2 protein-coding genes are annotated in these 3,051 nt (G+C 62.1%); both read right to left on the reverse strand.

All coding sequences use genetic code 11. The features are described from left to right. Window positions 1-1,888, reverse strand: a 1,888-nt coding sequence (locus tag QLQ16_RS15740) for a hypothetical protein (RefSeq protein WP_283225593.1), incomplete at its 3' end; no start/stop codon positions are given. Between the two features lie 90 nt (window positions 1,889-1,978). Next, window positions 1,979-3,051 (reverse strand): putative Ig domain-containing protein (locus QLQ16_RS15745; protein WP_283225594.1); only part of this gene is annotated, 1,073 nt, incomplete at its 5' end.

The raw sequence follows: 3,051 nt of genomic DNA on the forward strand, positions 1-3,051 counted from the left end.
TGTCCAGGTTACCGGCCGTGGCCATGGCAGCGGCTTGGTCGCTGTTGATCAGTGACAAGTTGAGCAAGGCCACTTGGGCGTCGCTGAAGGAGGCCAACTGTGTCTCGCTCATGGCAGCCACTTGCGCTGCGCTCAGTGCTTGCAATTCAGCATTCGTCAGGATGAGCTCATTGAGCTTGGCCACCGTATCGATGCCGCTGCCGTTGTCGGCGCTGGCGGCGATTTGGTACAGCACGGCATTGAGGTTGTCGGCCGTGACACCGCTGATGCCCAGCGTTGCAAAGTCACCTTCGGTCAAGCCCAGTGCATCTCGGTCTGTGGTGTAGTTGGGGTCCGTGGGGTCCATGGCGGCCAATGTAGAAAGGCGCTGGACCACATCGACGATGCCGTTGATTTTGGCGGCTGAGTCGATCAGGGCCTGGTTGCCATCACTGACGCTGTCGATGACGCTGTTCATGAGCGCGGTTTGGTTGGCCGTTGGCAGGTCCAGTCCCAGTCCGCTGGCCGGGTCAGTGAGTTGCTGTGCGCTCAGGCTGTGCGCGAGGTTGTCGAGCAGGCCGGCCGCTGCCAGGGCTTGCAGCTGCGCGCCGGTGAGGGCTTGCACTTGCTCCAGGGACAGGTTGGCCACCTCTGTGGGCGAGAGGTTGTCGATGATGTCTGCGGGCACGCTGTCGATGGCGTCAGCGCGCAGTTGCAGCACTTGGGGGCCAGTGAGCAGGCTCAGGTCGGCCACAGCAGCTTGGGCGCTGGTCATGACGGCCAGCAGTTCGTTGGGCAGGCTGGCTACGACCTGGGCGGACAGGCCGTCAATAAAGTCGGTGGACAGGGCGGCAAAGGCGGTGGTGTTGACCTGGTCGAGGTCGTCCGCACCCGTTTGCTGGCCTTGTGCGGTGCTCAGGGCGCCCAGTTTGGCGGCGTTGGCCGGGTTGTTGAGGTAGGCGGCGATTTCAGTGGGGGTCTTGTTGCTGAAGTCAAAGGCCAGGAATGGTGTTTGTGTGGCGGTATCAAAGCCGGTGACGGCGCTCAAGGCGGCGTTCAGATCGGCTGTCAGCGCTGTGCGTGCGTTGTGGGTGAGCACGGCGCCGTCGGCAAAGACCAGTTTGTCTCGCCCCACAGCCGTTGCGCCATTGGCCACGGTGACTTTTTCTGTGCCGCCATTGACCGAGCGGGTGAAGGTGATGGCACCCGAGACTTCGGTCAGGCTCTTGGTGTAGTCGGCCCAGTTGCCTGTCAGGTAGATCTGGTCTTCTCCACCGAGCAGGTTGCGGGCATCGACGGTGGCGCCGGCCTTGACGTAGACCTTGTCTGATTGGCCCGTGCCGGTGACCACCGTGGACTGGCCCGCTTCGGTCATGGCAAAGGTGGCACCGGTGGTGGTGCTGGTGGTCGAGGCAAAGGCTCGCAGGGTGTTGCCCGCAGGGGCTGTGGGGGTGTAGGCGGCGCTGGTGATGCTGTTGTTTGCGCCCGAGACGGTGTTGAGTGCGGCCGTGAGGCTGCCTTGCAGCGCGGCGTTGGCTTGTTGGGTGCCCACGGCGCCGTCGGCAAAGATGAGCTGGTCGCGGCCCAGGGTGGTGGCACCGTTGGCGACGGTGACTTTTTCGGTCAGGCCGCTGGTGCTGTCGGTGTAGCTGAAGACGATGGCGCCGGGGACGGTGCTGATGTCTTTGGTGTACTGGTCCCAGCGGTAATTGAAGAGGATCACATCGGTGCCACCGAAGAGGTTGCGCGCATCCAGGTCCACGCCTGCAGCGGCCCAGATGGTGTTGACACCGCCGCTGCCGTTGGCGATCAACTGTTGCTCGGCCAAGGTGTATTCGGCACCCGGGGTGCGCAGATCGAGCAAGTCGGCAAAGGAGCCAGTGATGTAATAGCGAAGGATGGTGGACATGATGTGTTCCTCTAAATTTGTTTGTATTGGCTACGCGCAAGGCTGTGCTTGGCACAGCCTTGCGGGTCAAGGGGTGGTGGTAATAAGCTTTTAGCCAGCAATCACCATGCCGGTGTTGCTCCAGTTGTTGGAGATGACGTTTTGCAGCAACTGGTCAGTGACCACCGATGCCGGCAGGGTGATGCCGCTGGCAATGGCAAAGTCAATGAAGTAGGCGCCGCCATTGGTTGAATCTGTCCCTTCGACAGCCAGCTGGAATGGCTGGTTGGTGGTGCCCAGTCCGCCGGCAAACACGTTGGCATTGAGCGAGCCCTGCGGATTGGTGTTGGTGTGGTCCTGGTTGTCCACATACAGCAGATCGTTGGCACCGAAGTTGTTGAGCAGCATGTTGCCCGCGCCCTGCAGCACGGTGTTGGCGTTGGCTCCGGACGTCAGGATGGCGCCTTTGACCACGGCGACGAAGTCGCCTGTACTAAAGTCCAGCGTTGTACCGTTGCCCTGCCCAGCAAATACGTTGCCGATGGCGGTGGCGTCAAACCACTTGAGCGAGTTTTCCAGAGCACCGGTGGTGGTGTTCATGGATTGGGCTTGCGCTGCGTTGGCAAAGCCCGCGCCCGGTGCCACGGTGCTGAAGTTGACGGTGGTGAAGGCTTGTGTGTCCTGGCCGGTGGTGCCTCCGGTGAAGGCCCCTGTAGAGACAGCCAGGCTGTAGTTGGAGCCCAGATCCAAGTCAAAACCGGGGTTGATGATGATTTTGGTGTTGGCCCCTGTGCCCACGATCGTGACGCGGCTGGTGTCGGTCACGCTGAAGGTCTGGGTGTGGGTGGTGTTCTCGCCCTGGTAGCCAGTGCCACCCAGATCGGTCAGGGTGATGGTGCCCCCGTTTTTGGCAGTGACGGTCTCGCCCACGCTGAGCACAATGCTCGAGCGCACGTCGAAGTTGGTCACAGCGCTGCTGAGCGTGGTGGACAAAGACGGCGCAGCCACAGCGGTGATGTCGAAGTCATCGCTCACATTCAGGCCGCCGCCGTCGGTGGCCGTGACGCGCACGCTGGTGGTGCCTGCGCCGGTGGGGTTGCCGCTGAAGGTGCGGGTCCCTGCATCGAATGTCAGCCATGCGGGCAGCGCACCGCCACCAACAAGGCTAGCTGTGTACGTTAGGG

Origin of the sequence: Limnohabitans lacus, assembly GCF_030053395.1 — a bacterium.
Taxonomy (GTDB): Bacteria; Pseudomonadota; Gammaproteobacteria; order Burkholderiales; family Burkholderiaceae_C; genus Limnohabitans_A; species Limnohabitans_A lacus.